Annotated in this window: 14 protein-coding genes; 8 read left to right on the top strand and 6 right to left on the bottom strand. The window is 69.1% G+C overall.

Going from position 1 to position 15,598, the window contains the following annotated elements; all coding sequences use genetic code 11:
* Nucleotides 1-125: 125 nt before the first annotated feature.
* Nucleotides 126-2,384 carry an acyl-CoA dehydrogenase gene (locus L1081_RS13340; RefSeq protein ID WP_489412642.1) on the top strand — a complete coding sequence of 753 codons (2,259 nt, stop codon included), beginning with the start codon at nucleotides 126-128 and terminating at the stop codon, nucleotides 2,382-2,384.
* Here L1081_RS13340 and L1081_RS13335 read toward each other — a convergent pair.
* A complete protein-coding gene (locus tag L1081_RS13335; RefSeq protein ID WP_489412641.1) occupies nucleotides 2,290-3,135 on the bottom strand; it encodes an MmyB family transcriptional regulator in 846 nt (281 codons plus the stop codon). The genes L1081_RS13340 and L1081_RS13335 overlap by 95 nt on opposite strands.
* Before the next feature lie 132 nt (nucleotides 3,136-3,267).
* Between L1081_RS13335 and L1081_RS13330 the strand changes: the two genes are divergently transcribed.
* The 7 genes from L1081_RS13330 (at nucleotide 3,268) to L1081_RS13300 (ending at nucleotide 11,038) form a co-directional block, all read left to right on the top strand.
* Nucleotides 3,268-3,681, top strand: coding sequence for a hypothetical protein (locus L1081_RS13330; protein ID WP_489412640.1), 414 nt, complete (start codon nucleotides 3,268-3,270; stop codon nucleotides 3,679-3,681).
* A 153-nt stretch (nucleotides 3,682-3,834) separates the two neighbouring features.
* Nucleotides 3,835-6,702: an aconitate hydratase AcnA gene (locus L1081_RS13325; protein ID WP_489412639.1), complete on the top strand. Its 2,868-nt coding sequence runs from the start codon at nucleotides 3,835-3,837 to the stop codon at nucleotides 6,700-6,702.
* Complete coding sequence (locus L1081_RS13320; protein ID WP_489412638.1) at nucleotides 6,699-7,151, top strand: YfcE family phosphodiesterase; 453 nt, start codon at nucleotides 6,699-6,701, stop codon at nucleotides 7,149-7,151. The genes L1081_RS13325 and L1081_RS13320 overlap by 4 nt, the downstream gene beginning before the upstream one ends.
* A 146-nt stretch (nucleotides 7,152-7,297) precedes the next feature.
* Nucleotides 7,298-7,606 (top strand): FeoA family protein, encoded by a 309-nt coding sequence (locus tag L1081_RS13315; protein WP_319430691.1) that lies wholly within the window; start codon nucleotides 7,298-7,300, stop codon nucleotides 7,604-7,606.
* A complete protein-coding gene (gene feoB, locus L1081_RS13310; protein ID WP_489412637.1) occupies nucleotides 7,599-9,494 on the top strand; it encodes a FeoB small GTPase domain-containing protein in 1,896 nt (631 codons plus the stop codon). Before L1081_RS13315 ends, feoB begins: the two co-directional genes overlap by 8 nt.
* Nucleotides 9,495-9,557: 63 nt before the next feature.
* Nucleotides 9,558-9,848 (top strand): DUF6587 family protein, encoded by a 291-nt coding sequence (locus L1081_RS13305; protein ID WP_489412636.1) that lies wholly within the window; start codon nucleotides 9,558-9,560, stop codon nucleotides 9,846-9,848.
* Nucleotides 9,849-9,853: 5 nt separating this feature from the next.
* A complete protein-coding gene (locus tag L1081_RS13300; RefSeq protein ID WP_489412635.1) occupies nucleotides 9,854-11,038 on the top strand; it encodes an FAD-dependent monooxygenase in 1,185 nt (394 codons plus the stop codon).
* 29 nt (nucleotides 11,039-11,067) lie between these two features.
* Here the strand turns inward: L1081_RS13300 and L1081_RS13295 are convergent, their stop codons facing one another.
* From L1081_RS13295 to L1081_RS13275, 5 genes are all read right to left on the bottom strand, one after another.
* Entirely contained in the window at nucleotides 11,068-12,318 is a 1,251-nt protein-coding gene (locus L1081_RS13295) for a carbohydrate kinase family protein (protein ID WP_489412634.1), read from the bottom strand.
* Between the two features lie 72 nt (nucleotides 12,319-12,390).
* Nucleotides 12,391-13,239: a tryptophan 2,3-dioxygenase gene (gene kynA / locus L1081_RS13290; RefSeq protein WP_489412633.1), complete on the bottom strand. Its 849-nt coding sequence runs from the start codon at nucleotides 13,237-13,239 to the stop codon at nucleotides 12,391-12,393.
* Nucleotides 13,236-14,513 carry a kynureninase gene (gene kynU, locus L1081_RS13285; RefSeq protein ID WP_489412632.1) on the bottom strand — a complete coding sequence of 426 codons (1,278 nt, stop codon included), beginning with the start codon at nucleotides 14,511-14,513 and terminating at the stop codon, nucleotides 13,236-13,238. The genes kynA and kynU overlap by 4 nt, the downstream gene beginning before the upstream one ends.
* Before the next feature lie 11 nt (nucleotides 14,514-14,524).
* Complete coding sequence (kynB, locus tag L1081_RS13280; RefSeq protein WP_489412631.1) at nucleotides 14,525-15,178, bottom strand: arylformamidase; 654 nt, start codon at nucleotides 15,176-15,178, stop codon at nucleotides 14,525-14,527.
* Between the two features lie 78 nt (nucleotides 15,179-15,256).
* On the bottom strand, nucleotides 15,257-15,568 hold the full coding sequence (locus L1081_RS13275) for a YkgJ family cysteine cluster protein (RefSeq protein WP_489416778.1): 312 nt from the start codon (nucleotides 15,566-15,568) through the stop codon (nucleotides 15,257-15,259).
* Nucleotides 15,569-15,598 lie beyond the last annotated feature (30 nt).

The following is a 15,598-nucleotide window of genomic DNA, read 5'->3' as shown; positions in this document are numbered from 1 at the left end:
CGCTTTTGCGGGCGCCCCGGCAATCTCCGACACGCAAGGGCGCCCTTGGCCGGCCGGGAGAGTCGGCTTTGCCGACAAGAATGGCCTTCATCCGCCGCTCGTCGCGGAGAACAAGGAGACACGCCATGCCTTTGGCCTCCCTGATCGGCCGATGGGCCATGCAGCCGTTTTCGAAGGCGCTGCCGCCGCTCGGCGACACCGAACGTGCCGCGCTCGAGGCCGGCACCGTCGGCTTCGAAGGCCTGCTTTTTGCGGGGCGCCCCGACTTCGACGTGCTCTCGGCCATGGGGCCCAACCGGCTCAGCGAGCGCGAGCAATCCTTTCTGGACCGCGAGGTGCGCGAACTGTGCCGCATGCTCGACGACCACGCCATCGACCAGGCGCGCGACCTGCCGCCCGAGGTGTGGCGATACCTGCGCAGCAAGCGCTTCTTCGGAATGATCATTCCCGAGGAATTCGGCGGCCTCGGGTTCGGCCACTACGCGCACGCCACGGTGGTGGCGCGCATCGCGACCGTCAACATCGCCGCGGCCGTGACCGTGATGGTGCCCAACTCGCTCGGGCCCGCGGAGTTGCTGCTGCGCTATGGCACCGACGCGCAGAAGGTGCGCTACCTGCCGCGCCTGGCCGACGGCCGCGAGCTTCCATGCTTCGGGCTGACCTCGCCCTACGCAGGCTCCGACGCGGCGGCCATTCCGGACCGCGGCGTCCTGGTCGAGCGCGAATTCGGCGGCCGGCGCACGCGCGGCTTCCTGGTCGACTTCGACAAGCGCTACATCACGCTCGCGCCCGTCGCCACCGTCGTGGGGCTGGCCTTCCATGCGGTGGACGAGAGCAGGCCCGAGGGCGAGCGTGAACTCGGTATCACCTGCGCGCTGATTCCGGTGCCGCACGAAGGCATGGAGATCGGCCGGCGGCACCGTCCGATGGACAGCGCCTTCATGAACGGCCCGATCCATGGCCGCCAGGTGTTCGTGCCGGTGGACTGGCTGATCGGCGGCGAAAAGCAGGTGGGCCAGGGCTGGCGCATGCTGATGGAATGCCTGGCCGCGGGCCGCGCCATCTCGCTGCCCGCGCTCGGCTCGGCCATGCAGCAGACGGCGCTCTTCGTGAGCAACGGCTATGGGCAGATCCGCGAGCAGTTCGGCCTGCCGATCGGCAAGTTCCATGCGGTTGCGGGGCTGGTCGCGCAGATGTCGGCCGAGCTCTATGCGAGCGATGCGGCGCGGCGCTTCACCGCGGCCGCGCTGGACAAGGGCGAGCGGCCGAGCGTGGCCAGCGCGATCCTCAAGGTGCAGCTCACCGAGACCGGGCGGCGCGCCGTGAACCACGGCATGGACATCCTGGGCGGCAAGGGCATCATCGCAGGGCCGTCGAACCTGCTGGGCGTGTCCTATCGGCAGGCGCCGATCGCAATTACGGTGGAGGGCGCCAACATCCTGACGCGCGCACTCATCGTGTTCGGCCAGGGCGCGATCCGCTGCCATCCGCACGTGCTGGACGAAATGGCGGCCGTGCAGGCGCGCGACGAGAAGGCGCTGGGGCGGGCGCTTGTCGCGCACGGCAAGCATGTGGCCGCTAATCTGTGGCACAGCCTGTTCGGCGCGCCGGTGCTGGGCGAGCCACCCGAGGCGTTGGCGCGCGAGGCGCGGCTGATCGCGCGCATGAGTGCCAAGTACGCGCTCACCGCCGACCTGGCCATGGGCCTGCTCGGCGGCCGGCTCAAGCGCATGGAGCTGCTGTCGGCGCGGCTGGGCGACGTGCTCGCGCACCTGTACCTGGCCAGTGCCAGCGTGTGGCGCTATCGGGTCGATGCGGCGCCCGAATTGCTCCCCTTTGCGCAGGCCGCGATCCGGCTGCAGCTGGACGAGGCGGGGAAGATCCTGCGCGACCTGTATGCCAACCTGCCGACCGCCGGCCGGCGCGTGATCGGCACGCTGGTGCTGCGCCGCACCGCGCACCTGGCGCCGCTGCGCGACGTGCAGCTGATGGCGCTGGCCGAGCTGCTGCGCATCAATCCGCGCATCGTCCAGCGGCTGGCGCCGGACCTCAGCGAGCCCGCGGCCGGTGGCCTGCGTGACCTGATGCATGCGATGGAACTGGGCGAGCAGCTCGGGGGCGACACCGCGGCCATGCTCAACAAGGCGCTGCGGCGTACCCGCTCGTTCGAGGAGGCCGCATGCTCGGCGCCCGATCCGGGACTGGCGCTCGCGTATCTCAAGGCCGCCGACAAGGTGATCCAGGTCGACGACTTCGAAGGCCTCGCGCAGCAGCAGGCGCGCGCGGCGCTCAGCCGGCCGGCTGCGCCGCCAGTGCAGCCAGCGCCGCGGCCGTCTGCGCATCGGCCGGAAAGAAGGACTCCACCGCCAGTTCCTGCAAAGTGACGTCCACCGGCGTGCCGAAGATGGTGGTGGTGCTGATGAAGCTCAGCACGCCGTTCGGCGTGGCCAGCTGAAAGGGCACCACGACGCCCGAAAGCTCCGTGTCCGCGGCGGGTGTGTCGTGGCTCACCTGGGGTGAGGGATAGGCTTCGAGCTCGTCGTGCAGGGCCTGCAGCACCGTGTCGCCGGTGGCCGCAATCTGCTGCTGCAGCCGTTCGAGCAGATGGGCGCGCCATTGCGCGAGATTGGCGATGCGCGAAGCCAGGCCGTCGGGATGCAGGCTCAAGCGAAGCACGTTGATGGGCGCCTTCACGAGCTCGGGTGCGGCGCCCGCCATGAGCATCGGCACCAGCGCGTTGTGCGCCACCAGGTTCCAGTGCCGGTCGACGGCCAGTGCGGGGAACGGCTCATGGCCCTTGAGCACCAGGTCCACCGCGCGCCGCGCCGAGGCCATGGCCGGGTCGTCGAGCGAGCGCTGCCGGTACATCGGCGCGAAGCCTGCGGCCACCAGCAGCGCATTGCGCTCGCGCAGCGGCACGTCGAGCCGCTCGGCCAGGCGCAGCACCATCTCGCGGCTGGGCGCGGCGCGGCCCGTCTCCACATAGCTCAGGTGGCGGGTCGAGACCTCGGCTTCCTGGGCCAGGTCGAGCTGGCTCAGCCGGCGGCGGGTGCGCCAGTGCCGCAGGTGGGCGCCGAAGGGATCGCGCGCGCCGGGCTGGCCGGCCGGGGTGGAGTGGGTGCGGACGGTGTTCATGGCCCGCATTCTGGCGCGGCGCCGATGCGGCGCCATGACCTCCGAGGTCATCGACGCGACGCAGGCCAGACGGAATCATTGGCTCCAACGCGGCAGGACTGGCTTGCGGCGTACCACCCGAAGGAGAGTCTCATGCCCGTCTTTGCATCCCCCCGCTTCCTGCCCAACGTGATGTGGGCCGACGCCGCCTCGTGCGCCGCGACCGGTGCGCTGCAGGTCGCGTTCACCGGCGCGCTCGCCGGGCTGACCGGCCTGCCGGCGCCGCTGCTCATGGGAACCGGTGTCTTCCTGCTGATCTACGCGGCCGCCGCGGCCTTGATGGCCAGCCGCCGCACGCCGCCGCGCACGCTGATCGGCCTTGTGGTGGCCGGCAACTTCGGCTGGGCCGTGGCCTGCGTCGCGCTGCTGATGAGCGGCGTGTTCGCAGTCACCGCACTGGGCACGGCCTGGGTCCTGGCGCAGGCGCTGTGCGTGGTGGTGCTGGCCGAGCTGCAGTGGACCGGCCTGCGCCGCACGCGGGGCGGCGCGGGCATGGCCCTGGCCTGAGTACGCGGGATGCCGGCCACGCCCATTCATCCGGCATTTTTCGCGATGAGGAACGCCGCGTGTCGAAGGCCTGCGATGGAAGACCGATTACAGCAACTGACATCGTTCCCCGCTATCCTTGAAGAGCTTCCACGAACAATCAGGAGTTCCTCAATGGCCAAAGCACCGGCGCACGCCTTTGCGTCCACCCTCAAGACCTTCAAGACCGCATCGGGCAAGTCCGGCAAGTACTGGTCGCTGAAGGAGCTGGCCAAGCAATATCCCAGCGTCGAACGGCTGCCGGTGTCGATCCGCATCGTGCTCGAGTCGGTGCTGCGCAACTGCGACGGCAAGAAGGTCTCGGCCAAGCATGTCGAAGAGCTGGCTCGCTGGGCACCCAACGCGGACCGCATCGACGAGATCCCGTTCGTCGTCACCCGCGTGGTGCTGCAGGACTTCACCGGCGTGCCGCTGCTGGCCGACCTGGCCGCCATGCGCAGCGTGGCCGCCAAGCTCGGCAAGTCGCCCAAGACCATCGAGCCGCTGGTGCCGGTCGACTTGGTGGTCGACCACTCGGTGATGGTCGACTACTACGGCACGCCCAAGGCGCTCGACCTCAACATGAAGCTCGAGTTCCAGCGCAACAACGAGCGCTACCAGTTCATGAAATGGGGCATGCAGGCCTTCGACACCTTCGGCGTGGTGCCGCCGGGCTTCGGCATCGTGCACCAGGTCAACCTCGAATACTTTGCGCGCGGCGTCTACAAGAGTTCGAGCGACGACGCCGAGGTGCCGGTGTACTACCCCGACTCGCTGGTGGGCACCGACAGCCACACCACCATGATCAACGGCGTGGGCGTGGTCGGCTGGGGCGTGGGCGGCATCGAGGCCGAAGCCGCCATGCTGGGCCAGCCGGTGTACATGCTGACGCCCGACGTGGTGGGCTTCGAGCTCACCGGCAAGCTGCGCGAAGGCGTTACGGCCACCGACCTGGTGCTGTACGTCACCGCCATCCTGCGGGCCGAGAAGGTGGTGGGCAAGTTCGTCGAGTTCTTCGGCCCCGGCGCCGCCTCCATCGCGGTGCCCGACCGCGCCACCATCGGCAACATGGCGCCCGAGTACGGCGCCACCATGGGCTTCTTCCCGGTCGACGAAATGACCGTGGCCTACTTCGAGGGCACGGGTCGCACCAAGGAGGAGGTCGAGCGCTTCGAGGCCTACTACAAGGCGCAGGGCCTGTTCGGCATGCCGGCGCCCGGCGACATCGACTACACCAAGATCGTCAAGCTCGACCTGGGCACCGTGTCGCCGAGCCTCGCAGGCCCGAAGCGGCCGCAGGACCGCATCGACCTGGGCCATCTGTCGACCAAGTTCTCCGAGCTCTTCAGCAAGCCCAACGACGCCAACGGCTTCAACCAGCCGCCCGAGCGCCTGAAGCTGCGCTATCCGCTGGCCGCCAACGGCCAGGGCGACGACGAGGAAGCCGCGCCACCGCCGCCGGGCGCGCCGCGCGACGTGGTCGAGATGGTGGCCAACCGCTCGACCAAGGCAGCGGCCCATGTGAGCGCCACGGCGCCCCCGGCGCCCAAGGGCGGCGTGACCATCGGCAACGGCGACGTGCTGATTGCGGCCATCACCTCGTGCACCAACACCTCCAATCCGAGCGTGATGCTCGCGGCCGGCCTGCTGGCCAAGAAGGCGGTGGAGGCGGGCCTCACGGTCAAGCCGCACGTCAAGACCTCGCTCGCGCCGGGTTCGCGCATCGTCACCGAATACCTCGAGAAGGCAGGCCTCTTGCCGTACCTCGAGAAGCTGGGCTTCTACCTGGCGGGCTACGGCTGCACCACCTGCATCGGCAATGCGGGCGACCTCACGCCCGAGATCAACGACGCCATCGTCAAGAACGACCTGGTCGGCGCTGCCGTGCTCTCGGGCAACCGCAACTTCGAGGCGCGCATCCATCCGAACCTGAAGGCCAACTTCCTGGCCTCGCCGCCGCTGGTGGTGGCCTTCGCGATCGCGGGCAACGTGATGGTCGACCTGATGACCGAGCCCGTGGGCAAGGGCAAGAACGGCAAGGACGTGTACCTGGGCGACATCTGGCCGAGCCCCAAGGAAATCGACCAGAACCTGCGCCATGCGATGAACGCCAAGTCGTTCCGCGCGAACTACGACAAGGTCAAGACCGACCCCGGCAAGTTCTGGAGCAGCATCAAGGGCACGACGGGGCAGGTCTACGACTGGCCTTCTTCCACCTACATTGCCGAGCCGCCGTTCTTCGAGGGCTTCAAGATGGAGCCGCACGCCTCGGACGCGGGCTTCAAGGGTGCGCGGATCATGGCGCTCTTCGGCGACTCGATCACCACCGACCACATCTCGCCGGCCGGCTCCATCAAGGAGAGCTCGCCCGCGGGCATCTGGCTCAAGGCGCACGGCGTGGCCAAGGCCGACTTCAACAGCTACGGTTCGCGGCGCGGCAACCACGACGTGATGATGCGCGGCACCTTCGCCAACGTGCGCATCAAGAACCTGATGATTCCGCCCGACGTCAACGGCACGCAGGAAGAGGGCGGCGTCACACTGTTCCAGCCCGGCAACCAGAAGATGTTCATCTACGACGCCGCCATGAAGTACATGGAGCAGGGCGTGCCGACGGTGGTCTTCGGCGGCGAGGAATACGGCACCGGCTCCTCGCGCGACTGGGCCGCCAAGGGCACGCAGCTGCTGGGCATCAAGGCCGTGGTGGCGCGCAGCTTCGAGCGCATCCACCGCGCCAACCTGGTCGGCATGGGCGTGCTGCCGCTGCAATTCCGCGGCGCCGATTCATGGCAGACGCTGGGCCTCGTGGGCGACGAGAAGATCGACGTGGTGATCGGCGGCGAACTCAAGCCGCAGATGGACGTGAAGCTCGTGGTGCACCGCGCCGACGGCAGCCACCAGGAAGTGACGGTGCGCCTGCGCATCGACACGCCGATCGAGGTCGACTACTACAAGCACGGCGGCATCCTGCCGTTCGTGCTCAGGCAGCTGCTCGCGGCTTGACCCGCGTCGGACTTATTTCCGACACCCACGGCCTGCTGCGACCAGAGGCCGCGGCGGCGCTGCAGGGCAGCGATTTCATCGTGCATGGCGGGGACATCGGCGACGCCGGCATCCTCGAAGTGCTCGCCGCCATCGCGCCGCTGACCGTGGTGCGGGGCAACAACGACCGCGAGCCGTGGGCCGACCGCATTCCGGAAACGGCCTTGCTGAAGGTTGGCGGCGTGCTCGTGCATGCGATACACGACCTGTCCCAGCTCGCGGCCGTCCCCGCCGGGGTTCGCGTGGTGGTCTCCGGACATTCCCACAAGCCGAAGATCGAGGAGCGCGGTGGCGTGCTCTACGTCAATCCAGGCAGCGCCGGCCCGCGCCGATTCAAATTGCCAATTGCCGTGGCCGAGCTCATCGTCGACGGCGATGCCGTGTCGGCACGCATCATCGAACTGGGTTGAGTGCGCCCCGAGCGGCCGGGATCCACGCGAAAAAGAGTCCGCCCCCCGAGGTCAAAGGGGCTTGGTCAGGTTTCTGCGATTGAGAATTGATAGCATCTAGCTTTTGCTCCATTGGCGCGCCCCGAATCCGGGCGCACTTTCTTACCGTGCAAACCAACAATTTCGGGGCCGCGCCGGCATCTTCCGGCCTGCGGCTCGACCAGCTTCCCGACAACCAGTGGGCCACCGTGCTCGACGTGGCCCGCCCCGAGGGCGCGGACGACCGCGAACTCGTGCTGCGCCTGACCGAGATCGGCTTCGTGCCGGGCGAAGCCGTGCGCATCGTCGCCCGTGGCCTGCCCGGGCGCGAGCCGCTGGCGGTGCGGCTGGGCCACACCACCTTCGCGCTGCGGCGCCATGAGGCCGCATTGATCCACGTGGCACCCGGCGTGCCGGAGGGCGCAAGCCATGGTTGAGGCCGTCATCCAGGGACCGGGCCGCCTTGCGGCCACGGCGCAGCCGGCGCGCATCGCGCTGCTGGGCAATCCGAACTGCGGCAAGACGGCGCTGTTCAACCTGCTCACCGGCAGCCGCCAGAAGGTGGCCAACTATGCCGGCGTGACGGTCGAGCGCAAGGAAGGGTCGCTGCGCACCGCGTCGGGCCGGCGCGTGTTCGTGCTCGACCTGCCGGGCGCCTACAGCCTCAACGCGCTCAGCGTGGACGAGGCCGTGACGCGCGACGTGGTCACGGGCAAGAGCAGCGAGCCCTTGCCCGACCTGCTGGTGTGCGTGACCGATGCCACCAACCTTCGGCTCAACCTGCGGCTCGTGCTCGAGGCCAAGCGCCTGGGCCTGCCGATGGTGGTGGCGCTCAACATGACTGACATGGCCAAGAAGCAGGGCATCGCGGTCGACACGGCCGTGCTGTCGCGCGAACTGGGCGTGCCGGTCATCGAGACCGTGGGCGTGCAGTCGGGCGGCGCGCAGGGCCTGCTCGAAGCCCTCGATGCGCCCGTGGCTGCCGCCGCGCCGCTGCCTTGGCAGGCGCCGGGGCTGGACGACGTGCTGGCCACGCAGCGCGAAGTGCGCCGCATCCTCGGCCTGGCCGTGCACGAGCCGGTCGGCAGCCTGGCCACCAGCGACCGCATCGACCGCGTGGTGATGCACCCGGTGTGGGGCCTCCTGGTGCTCGCGGTCACGATGTTCCTGATGTTCCAGGCCGTATTCAGCTGGGCCAACGTGCCCATGGACGCCATCAAGGCCGCGACCGAAGGCCTGGGCGACCTGCTGAAGGCCCACATGCCCGAAGGCATGCTGCAGAGCCTGCTGGTCGACGGCGTGATTGCCGGCGTGGGCGGCGTGATCGTGTTCCTGCCGCAGATCCTGATCCTGTTCCTGTTCATCCTGGCGCTGGAAGATTCGGGCTACCTGCCGCGCGCGGCCTTCCTGCTGGACCGCGTGATGGGCACGGTGGGCCTGTCGGGGCGTTCCTTCATTCCGCTGCTGTCGAGCTTCGCCTGCGCCATTCCTGGCGTGATGGCCACGCGCACCATCAGCAACTGGCGCGACCGCATCACCACCATCATGATTGCGCCGCTCATGACCTGCTCGGCGCGCCTGCCGGTCTATGCGCTGCTGATCGCGGCCTTCATTCCGGCACGCACCGTGGGCGGCGTGTTCAACCTGCAGGGCGTGGTGCTGTTCGCGCTGTATGTCTTCGGCATCGTGTCGGCCATGGCGGTGGCCTGGGTGATGAAGCGCTTCCGCGACAGCAAGCAGCATTCGCCGCTGATGATGGAGCTGCCGGCGTACCGCTGGCCCAACCTGCGCAACCTGGCGCTCGGGCTCTACGAGCGGGCGTGGATCTTCATCCAGCGCGTGGGCACGATCATCCTCACGCTCACGATCCTGCTGTGGTTCCTGTCGACCTTCCCGTCGCCGCCCGAAGGCGCCACGGGCCCGGCCATCCAGTACAGCCTGGCGGGCATGATCGGCCGCGGCCTGGAGCACATCTTTGCGCCCATCGGCTTCAACTGGCAGATCTCCATCGCGCTGGTGCCCGGCATGGCGGCGCGCGAAGTGGCGGTGGGCGCGCTCGGCACGGTGTATGCGCTCTCGGCCAGCGGCGACGACGTGGCCGGCCAGCTCGAGCCGCTGATCGCGGGCAGCTGGTCGCTCGCCACGGCGCTGTCGCTGCTGGTCTGGTATGTGTTTGCGCCGCAGTGCATTTCCACGCTCGCGGCGGTCAAGCGCGAAACCGGCTCATGGAAGTACGTCTGGATCATGGCCGGCTACCTGTTCGCGCTGGCCTACCTGGCATGCTTCATCACCTACCGCGTGGCGGTGGCGCTGGGTGCCGGATGACCCGCCGCAAGGTTTGCGCGATGTTTCTGGGTTAGTCTCGAACGCGCGTTGGAGTAAACGGACATGACACAGCAATTGATCGTCGGATTGATCGTCGCGGCGGCCGCGTTCTATGCGGTCTGGCGCTGGATGCCTGCGGGCTGGCGGCGCAGCGCCGCGCAGAAGCTCGCGGCCGGCACGCACCGCGCCGGGCTGGTCGACCAGGAGCGCGCCGAGCAGCTGGCGGCTTCGCTCGCCAAGACCTCGGGCTGCGGCTCCTGCGACAGCTGCGGCAGTTGCGGTCCCAAGACGCCCGCCAACCAACCCGAATCCGAAAAAGCCGGCCACGACTCGCTGCCCACGCGCAGCCGCTGAGGCCGATGCCCACGCACATCCTCGTCGTCGGGGGCGGCATCGGGGGGCTTTCTGCTGCGCTGGCACTGTCCCGCGGCGGCCACCGCGTCGATGTCTTCGAGCAGGCGCCCGTGTTCGCCGAGATCGGCGCCGGCATCCAGATGGGGCCCAACGTCACGCGGCGCCTCGCGCAACTGGGCTTGGCCGAAGGCCTGGAGTCCATCGCCGCGCGGCCTGATGCCCTGGTGGTGCAGAGCGCGGGCAGCGGCGCCGAACTGGCCCGCCTGCCACTGGGCGATGCCATGCGCGAGCGCTACGGCGCCCCTTATTTCTGCGTGCACCGCGCCGACCTGCATGCGCTGCTGCTCGAAGCGGTGCGCGCCCGCGGCAGCGGCACCCTGGTGACCGATGCGCGCATTGCGCAGGTCGAGACCAGCGACGATCTCGTGTGCATCTCGAGCAGCGGTGCGCGGGCCTGGGAGGGCGAGGCACTGGTCGGTGCCGACGGGCTCTGGAGCCTCGCGCGGCAGCGCCTCGACGTGCCGTCCGCAGCCGAGCCGCCGCGCGCCACCGGCCACACGGCCTGGCGCGCGATGGCCGAGCAGGCCGCGCTACCGCAGGCCCTGCGCCGCGGCCGGATCGACGTGTGGCTCGGCCCGCAGCTGCATGCGGTGGCATACCCGGTGCGCGGCGGCGCCTGGCTCAACGTGGTGGTGATCGCGGAGTCGGCGCCGGCCGGCGATGCGCGCGACTGGGACCAGGCCAGCAGCCTCGCCGCACTGCAAAAGGCCACGGGCCGCAGTGGGCGCGCCTTGCAGGCACTGCTCGAAGCCATGCCCGGCTGGCGCGCCTGGACGCTCAGCGACCGGCCGCCGCTGGCCTCTGCAGCCGAGATGGCCAACGAGCGCGTGGCACTGGTGGGCGATGCCGCGCATCCGATGGTTCCCTACCTGGCGCAGGGCGCAGGCATGGCCATCGAGGATTCGGTGGCCCTGGCCGAGGCACTGGGCCAAGGCAGTGCGGCCGACGTGCCGGCCGCCTTCGCCCGCTATGCCGAGGCACGCTGGCAGCGCAACGCGCTCGTGCAGGCCAAAGCCCGGCGCAACGGCCAGATCTTTCATGCGGCTGGTGCGGTGCGCATCGGCCGCGACTTGGCGATGCGCGCGCTGGGCGCACGGCTGCTGGACCAGCCCTGGCTGTATGGCGGCTGACTGCACGGCGGCAGTCGCGCCGCGTGCACTCAGAGCCTGAAGGTCTGCAGGTGCTCGATGCGTTCGGCCAGGCCCTCGGCACCGAGGTAATGGCCGTGCGTGCCTTCCCGGACCTCGAGCAGCGTGGCTTCGAGTTCGGCGAGCGTCGCATCGCGTTCGATCACGAAGGCGGGCGGCACGTCGATGCCGGCTTCTGCGCATGCATCGGCGATCAGGTGCGCGCTGGCGGGCGCACCGCAGGCCGCGCACTTGACGATGGCCGCCACGCTGGGCTCGGCACCGTTGGCGAGCAGCGCGCCCGTGAGCTCCGGCGAGATCTGCCCGTCGACATTGCCCAGCGCATCGCGCGCCACCGGCGCGCCCGCGCGCACCAGCGCCATGGCCGCGGCGAAGGCGCCCTGGCCGATGGCCACGTCGGTGGCCAGCGCGCTGCCCTGCTGCGGGCCGTCGAAGCTCACGCCGGCGGCCGCGAGTTCGGCCACCAGGTCCGCGTCGTCGGTGCCGATCGCGTGGTGCAGCGCGGCACGCGCAATGGCCGGCAGCCGGCGCAGCGTGCCGTCCGCCAGCGGCGTGCGCCAGTCGACCACGGCGCGGCAATAGAAGGCCACCAGCTTGTCCATCAGGTCGAGGTCCAGCCCGTGGTCCTGGTGCCGGTCGTCGAGGTACTGCAGCAGCGCCTGGCCCGAGAAATAGTCTCCCGTGGGCGCCAGCGGATCCTCGTCCAGGTGCAGGGCCGCGAAGGCGCCGCGCAGGTCGGGCGCGATGGTGCTCACGCTGTCTTCGTGCAGCGCGTGCGTCCAGGCGGGCGGCAGCCCGTGCTTCCACGCGACGATGCGGCCGTGCTCGGGGCCGGGCTCGACCACCGCATAGACGCGGTCGAGGTATTCGAAGCCGCCGAAGGGCAGGTGCGTGAGCTTGCCGCTCCAGGAGCGGCCTTCTTCCTTGGCGGCTTCTTCGGCCAGCTCCTGTTCATGCTCGATCCAGCCCTGCAGGTCGCGGTAGCCGTCGCTGCCGTCCCAGAACAGTTCCGACCAGCTGATGGATTCCACATTGCCGCTCATCGGCAGCGACAGGTCGTAGTCGAGCCGCCCGCCCGCCGTCTGCCGCCACAGCGCGGCCAGCGCCTCGGGGAGCGGGCCGGCGCACAGCGCCTCGATGGCGACGATCCGCTGCGCCGACATGGGCGGCTGGGCCTCGAAGATCACGCGGTCTGCGAACAGGACCACGCCATGCTCGCGCAGGGTCGCGAGCTCGTCGGGCGAGAACTGGACATCGTTCATGGCGGGCTTCCGTTGTTGTTGCCAACCAATGTAGCGCTTCAGGCAGATGGGGCAAGCGGGGCAAGCGATAGCTCACAGATCGGTGCGCAGCTTCCAGATTTCGGGGAACAGCACCACATCGAGCATCTTGCGCAGGTAGCTCACGCCGCCGGTGCCGCCCGTGCCGCGCTTGAAGCCGATCACGCGCTCGACCGTGGTCACGTGGCGAAAGCGCCAGAGGCGGAAGGCGTCTTCGAGGTCGGTGAGTTTTTCGCCGAGCTGGTACAGGTCCCAATGGTCGTGCGGGTTGCGGTACACCGTGAGCCAGGCCGCTTCCACGCCGTCGCTCGCCTGGTAGGGCTGGGTCCAGTCGCGCTCCAGGTGATCGGGGGGCACCGGCAGGCCGCGCCGTGCGAGCAGCTTCAGCGACTCGTCGTAGAGCGACGGCGAGCGGTAGGCTGCAACCACCTGCGCCAGCAGATCGGGCCGGTGCGCATGCGGCTTGAGCATGGCGGCGTTCTTGTTGCCGAGCGCGAACTCGATGCAGCGGTACTGCGCGCTCTGGAAGCCGCTGGAGTTGGCGAGGTAGGGGCGCATCGCCGTGTACTCGGGCGGCGTCATGGTCGAGAGCACGGTCCATGCGCTCACCAGCTGTTCCATGATGCGGCTCACCCGCGCGAGCATCTTGAAGGCGTCGGCCAGCTTCTCCTCGGCAATGCAGGTGGTGGCGGCGCGCAGCTCGTGCAGCATCAGCTTCATCCAGAGTTCGCTGGTCTGGTGCTGCACGATGAACAGCATCTCGTCATGTGCCGGCGAAAGCGGATGCTGGGCGTTGAGGATTTCGTCGAGGTGCAGGTAGTCGCCATAGCTCATCGACGCGCTGAAATCCAGCTGCGCCTTTTCCTCGTGGACGATGTTCTCGGGGCTCTTTTCGGTGCTCATGTCACTGGGTTCTTGCGGTTGAATTCGGCGCGTTGCCACTCGCCCGTCCGGAGCACTTGCACCAGATGCTCGACCGCGTTCCACACATCCTCGAAACCGAGGTACAGCGGCGTGAAGCCAAAGCGAAGGATGTCGGGCATCTGGGAATCGCCGGCGCGGTAGTCGCCGATCACGCCGCGCGCGATCAGCGCCTGCACGATGGCGTAGGCGCCTTCGTCACGGCTCAGGCACACCTGCGAGCCGCGCTGTGCGTGGTCACGCGGCGTGACGAGCGAGAGACCTTGTCCGGCGCAGCGTTCTTCGACCAGTTGGATGAAGAGATCGGTGAGCGCGAGCGACTTGGTGCGCAGCGCGGCCATGGCGCCATTCGAGCCGTTGAAGGATTCGGCCGCGAGCACGGTGTCCAGGCCGCATTCCAGCCCCGCCAGCGCGATCACAGGCTGCGTGCCGCAAAGATAGCGGCCCACGCCCGGCGCAGGGCGATAGTGCGGCGTGAACTCGAAGGGCGCAGCGTGGCCCCACCAGCCCGACAGCGGCTGCTCGAACTTGCCCGCATGCCGCGTATGCACCCAGGCGAAGGCCGGCGCACCGGGGCCGCCGTTCAGGTACTTGTAGCCGCAGCCGATGGCGTAGTCGGCATTGCTGTCGTTGAGCGCCACGGGCACCGCGCCCGCGCTGTGCGCGAGGTCCCACACCGTGAGCGCGCCGGCGGCATGCGCGGCGGCGGTGACGGCCTTCATGTCGTGCATGGCGCCGGTGCGGTAGTTCACATGCGTGAGCATCAGCACGGCCACCTCATCGGTCAGCACCGCGGGCAGTTCGCCCGCATCGATCAACTTGAGTGTGAAGCCACGCTCGCGGCACAGCGACTCGGCAATGTAGAGGTCGGTCGGGAAGTTGCTGCGCTCGCTGACCACCAGCCTGCGCCCGCTGTCCTTCTGCTGCGAGAGCGCCGCGAACAGCACCTTGTAGAGATTGACCGAGGTGCTGTCGGTGCACACCACTTCGCCGGGCGCGGCGCCGATCAGCCGCGCCACCTTGTCGCCCAGGCGCTGCGGCAGGTCGAACCAGCTCGCGGTGTTCCACGAGCGGATCAGGCCTTCGCCCCATTCCTTGGCCACCACTTCGGCGATGCGTGCGGGCGCGGCCTTTGGCAGCACGCCGAGCGAGTTGCCGTCGAGGTAGAGCACGCCCTCGGGAATGGTGAATTGGTCGCGCAAGGCGCGCAGCGGGTCTTGCGCGTCGAGCGCGCGGCAGTCTTCGAGGGTCGTCATGATGGAGGTTTTCAGCGGGGAAGCTCGCGCAACACGGCGCGAACCGGGGAGGCATCGGCGCTGACCAGCTTGAGCGGCAGCGCGATGAGTTCGTAGTCGCCTTCGGGCACGTCGTCGAGCACGAGGTTCTCAAGCACGCGCAGGTCGAGGCGGCGGATGCGCTGGTGGCTTTCCAGCGTCTTGCTGTCGGCGGGGTCGATGCTGGCGGTGTCGATGCCGATGAGCTTCACGCCCATGGCGGCGAGCCGCTCGACGGTGGCGGGCGCGTAGGCCGCGAGCTGCGGGTCCCAATGCCCGACGGGCATGGCGGCATAGGTGCGCACGAGCACGCGCTGCGGCATCTGGCTCGTGACGGCATGCGCGATGTGCTCCCACTCGATCAGCGGTCCCTTGGCGATGGCGTGGATGACCCGGCAAGTGCCGAGGAAGGGCGCAAGGTCGACGAGGCCGATGGCCTGGCCTTCGGCGTCGTAGTGCAGCGGCGCATCGGCGTGTGCGCCGACATGCGGCGAGAGCTTGATCTCGCTGACGTTGACCGGACAGTCCGGCGATATGGTCGCGGCCCAGCGCTGCTGGTAGGGCGTGTCGCCGGGGAACACCGGCGCGCCTTCATGCACGGGCGGCGAGATGTCCCAGAGGCGGAGTTGGGGGTGCAGGGAACGCATGGCGCAAAGTTAGCGCCGGGCGAGGGGTCGTGGTGTCGGTTATTTCCAACACACGGCGTGACGAGATGATCGACCGGCTCAGGAAGGCAGCGCCGGCAGCCCGTGCCGCGCACGGGCCCGCTCGCAGGCGCTGCTGCCGGCCTGCAGCTCATGGCAGGGGTTGGGGCGCCATTCGTAGATGCCGCAGGCCACGGCCTGGCCGATCTTGCCGCTGAGCGCTGCGCAGCGCGGCGGCGTGTGGTCGGTGCCGCGCATCCGACAGAGGGCGCCGTTCACTTCGACCGCGAGGCCCGCCGGCACCCTGCCGCCGTTGTCGTCAAGTTCGTGGACGCTGAAGTCGACGCGGTAGCTGGCGCAGCAGGCGCCGCATTGCTGGCAGGAGGTGGACATGCTCATCGGAAGGAATGCTAGCGCCCGGTG

Source organism: Variovorax sp. MSC1_012, from assembly GCF_023667525.1.
GTDB classification, from domain to species: domain Bacteria; phylum Pseudomonadota; class Gammaproteobacteria; order Burkholderiales; family Burkholderiaceae_C; genus Variovorax; species Variovorax beijingensis_B.
Note: the sequence above shows the minus strand (reverse complement) of the source record. Positions and strands in the feature narration are given on the sequence as shown.

Coding starts and splice junctions, on each gene's coding strand:
- L1081_RS13340 (WP_489412642.1), top strand. CDS start 126: ATGCCTTTGGCCTCCCTGATCGGCCGATGGGCCATGCAGCCGTTTTCG.
- L1081_RS13335 (WP_489412641.1), bottom strand. CDS start 3,135: ATGAACACCGTCCGCACCCACTCCACCCCGGCCGGCCAGCCCGGCGCG.
- L1081_RS13330 (WP_489412640.1), top strand. CDS start 3,268: ATGCCCGTCTTTGCATCCCCCCGCTTCCTGCCCAACGTGATGTGGGCC.
- L1081_RS13325 (WP_489412639.1), top strand. CDS start 3,835: ATGGCCAAAGCACCGGCGCACGCCTTTGCGTCCACCCTCAAGACCTTC.
- feoB (WP_489412637.1), top strand. CDS start 7,599: ATGGTTGAGGCCGTCATCCAGGGACCGGGCCGCCTTGCGGCCACGGCG.
- L1081_RS13305 (WP_489412636.1), top strand. CDS start 9,558: ATGACACAGCAATTGATCGTCGGATTGATCGTCGCGGCGGCCGCGTTC.
- L1081_RS13300 (WP_489412635.1), top strand. CDS start 9,854: ATGCCCACGCACATCCTCGTCGTCGGGGGCGGCATCGGGGGGCTTTCT.
- L1081_RS13295 (WP_489412634.1), bottom strand. CDS start 12,318: ATGAACGATGTCCAGTTCTCGCCCGACGAGCTCGCGACCCTGCGCGAG.
- kynA (WP_489412633.1), bottom strand. CDS start 13,239: ATGAGCACCGAAAAGAGCCCCGAGAACATCGTCCACGAGGAAAAGGCG.
- kynU (WP_489412632.1), bottom strand. CDS start 14,513: ATGACGACCCTCGAAGACTGCCGCGCGCTCGACGCGCAAGACCCGCTG.
- kynB (WP_489412631.1), bottom strand. CDS start 15,178: ATGCGTTCCCTGCACCCCCAACTCCGCCTCTGGGACATCTCGCCGCCC.
- L1081_RS13275 (WP_489416778.1), bottom strand. CDS start 15,568: ATGTCCACCTCCTGCCAGCAATGCGGCGCCTGCTGCGCCAGCTACCGC.